Source organism: Cellulomonas rhizosphaerae (assembly GCF_003470205.1).
Taxonomy (GTDB): domain Bacteria; phylum Actinomycetota; class Actinomycetes; order Actinomycetales; family Cellulomonadaceae; genus Cellulomonas; species Cellulomonas rhizosphaerae.
This window is the reverse complement of the sequence record NZ_QWKP01000030.1, coordinates 1-2668: the sequence shown is the minus strand read 5'-3', so window position 1 is coordinate 2668 and position 2668 is coordinate 1. Positions and strand designations below refer to the sequence as shown.

3 protein-coding genes are annotated in these 2668 nt (G+C 72.7%); all 3 read left to right on the top strand.

Features of this window, described 5'->3' with window-relative positions; genetic code table 11:
* A partial coding sequence (locus D1825_RS00360) for a chemotaxis protein CheW (RefSeq protein WP_199721432.1) occupies positions 1-1068 on the top strand: 1068 nt, incomplete at its 5' end.
* Positions 1065-1481, top strand: coding sequence for a chemotaxis protein CheW (locus D1825_RS00355; RefSeq protein WP_118765570.1), 417 nt, complete (start codon positions 1065-1067; stop codon positions 1479-1481). The genes D1825_RS00360 and D1825_RS00355, both read left to right, overlap by 4 nt.
* Before the next feature lie 102 nt (positions 1482-1583).
* Positions 1584-2668: Tar ligand binding domain-containing protein (locus tag D1825_RS00350; protein WP_138066999.1), on the top strand; the 1085-nt coding region annotated here is incomplete at its 3' end.

The window sequence follows — 2668 nt, the reverse complement described above, 5'->3', positions numbered from 1 at the left end:
AACGTCTCGGGCCGCGGCGTCGGCATGGACGTGGTCCGCACCCGGATCGAGTCCATCGGCGGCACGGTCGACGTCGAGTCGACGATCGGCGCGGGCACGGTCTGGCGCCTGCGGATCCCGCTGACGCTCGCGATCATGCCGTCGCTGTCCGTGGAGTGCTCGGGCGACCTGTACGCGCTGCCGCAGGTGCACGTGGTCGAGCTCGTCGCGCTCGACACCCAGCGCTCGGACGCCGGCGTCGAGTACGTGCACGCCGCGCCGGTCTACCGGCTGCGCGGCGAGCTGCTCCCGCTGGTCTCGCTCGCCGGCGCGCTCGGCGTCGAGGCGACCACGCCCGACGCGGAGTCGGTCATCGCGGTCGTGCAGGCCGACCAGCAGCGCTTCGGCCTGCTCGTCGACCGCGTGCTGACGACCGAGGAGATCGTCGTCACGCCGCTCGCGAGCCGCCTCAAGGCGATCGGGGTGTACTCCGGGGCCACCGTGCTCGGCGACGGGCGCGTCGCGCTCATCCTCGACGTGCAGGCCATCGCCCGTCGCGCCCTGGTGCGCGACCCCGAGCTCGCGGCGCGTGCCGCGGCCGAGGGGCTCGCGGCCGTGAAGGTGCAGACCGAGCAGGTGCTCGTCGCGGGCATCGGCGGCGGCCGGCGCGTCGCGATGCCGCTGGCCTCGGTCGCGCGGCTCGAGCACGTCCGCACCGACCAGGTCGAGCTCGTCGGCGGCCGTGAGGTGGTCCAGTACCGCGGCACGATCCTGCCGCTGGCCCGCCTCGACCGCGTGCTCGGCACGTACGCCCGGGAGTCCGACGAGCTGCTGCTCGTGGTCTACACCCGGGCGGGCCGGTCTGTCGGCCTCGTGGTCGAGGAGATCGTCGACATCGTCGAGGACGAGGTCGGGCGCCACTCGAGCATCGACGACGCGGGCCTGACGGGCTCGACCGTCCTGGGCGACCGCGTGACCGAGCTGCTCGACGTCCGCTCGGCCGTGCTCGCCGCCGACCGTGACTTCTACGCCGAGGACGCGCTCGTCGCGTTCGACGCCACCGCCGACCTCGTGGGAGCGACCCGATGAGCAGCTACGTGACGTTCACGGTCGACGACGGGCTCTACGGCGTCGACGTCCAGCGGGTCCAGGAGGCGCTGCGCGCGCAGGCGCGCACGCGGGTCCCGCTCGCCCCGGAGGGGGTCTCGGGCCTCGTCAACCTGCGCGGCCAGGTGGTGCTCACCGTCGACCTGCGGCCCCGGTTGGGGCTGCCCCCGCTCGGGGAGGGTGCCGACCAGATGATGGTCGTCGTCCAGGTCGGCGGGGAGACCGTGAGCCTCCTGGTCGACGAGATCGGCGACGTCGTCGACGTCGAGCCGGGGCGCGTGGAGGCGCCGCCGGACACGCTCGACGTCGCGATCCGTCCCCTCATCCGCTCGGCCTGCACGCTCGACGACCGGCTCCTGCTGGTCCTCGACGTCGACGAGGCCGCCGCCGCCTGATCTCACCCGTCGTGCCGCGTGGATCCGCGGCGCGACCCCTCACACCCGCGCCGCGACGACCGATCGGTCGGTCGACGACGGACCCTCGAAGGAGCCACTGCCATGAGCACCACGACCACCGCACCCGGACCCGCGCAGCACCGGCGGGCCGCCTGGTTCTCGGACCGCTCGGTCCAGACCAAGATCCTCACGGTCTTCGCCCTGCTGGGCGCGGTCGCCGTGGCGTCGGGCGTCTACGCGATCTCGTCGCTCAACTCGTCCAAGAGCGACCTGCAGACGCTGTCGTCGATCCAGGAGAGCATCTCGGACGTCCGCAACGCGATCCACCAGGACCAGCTCAAGGTGCGCATGATCATCGCGCAGATCGGTGCGTCGACGACCGACGAGGACCGCCGGACCTGGAGCAACAAGCTCGACGAGACAGACGCCGCCATCAACGACAACATCGACGCGTTCTCCGCCACGGAGGCCGGCTCCTCGGAGTCGTGGAAGGCGTTCGAGACGGACTACGCCGCGTGGATCAAGATCCGCGACGAGCAGTACGTCCCGGCCGCGATGAGCGGCGACGACGCCGGCTACAGCGAGATCCGCGACGAGGTCGCGCAGCCCGCGATCGACGCCTACGTCGCGGACCTCGATGCCGCTGCCAGCGAGATCACCGCGTACGTCGCGGGCGTCGCCGACACCGCGACGACGCGCACCTCCCGCGCCACGACGATCCTCACGGTGAGCCTCGCGGTCGCCCTGCTGGTCTCGCTCGCGCTGGGCTACGTCGTGACCCGCAACATCCGCCGCGCCGTGGCCCGCGTGCAGGTCTCGCTCGAGGCGATGGCCGCGGGCGACTTCACGGTCAAGGCCGAGGCGGCGTCGCGCGACGAGCTGGGTCGCATGGCCGAGGCGCTCGGCACCGCGCAGGCCGCGGTCCGCGAGACGCTCGCCGGCGTGGTCGACACCGCGCAGACGGTCGCCGCGGCAGCCGAGGAGCTGTCCGCCGCGTCGAACCAGGTCGGGTCCTCGCAGGAGGAGACGAGTGCGCAGGCGGGTGTGGTGGCTGCGGCTGCTGAGCAGGTGTCGCGCAACGTGCAGGCGGTGGCTGCGGGTGCTGAGCAGATGGGTGCTTCGATCCGGGAGATCGCGCAGAACGCGACGGATGCGGCGAAGGTGGCGGGTCAGGCGACGGTGGTTGC

Excerpts from the sequence above, each read along its gene's own strand:
- D1825_RS00355 (WP_118765570.1), top strand. The coding sequence starts at position 1,065 with ATGAGCAGCTACGTGACGTTCACGGTCGACGACGGGCTCTACGGCGTC.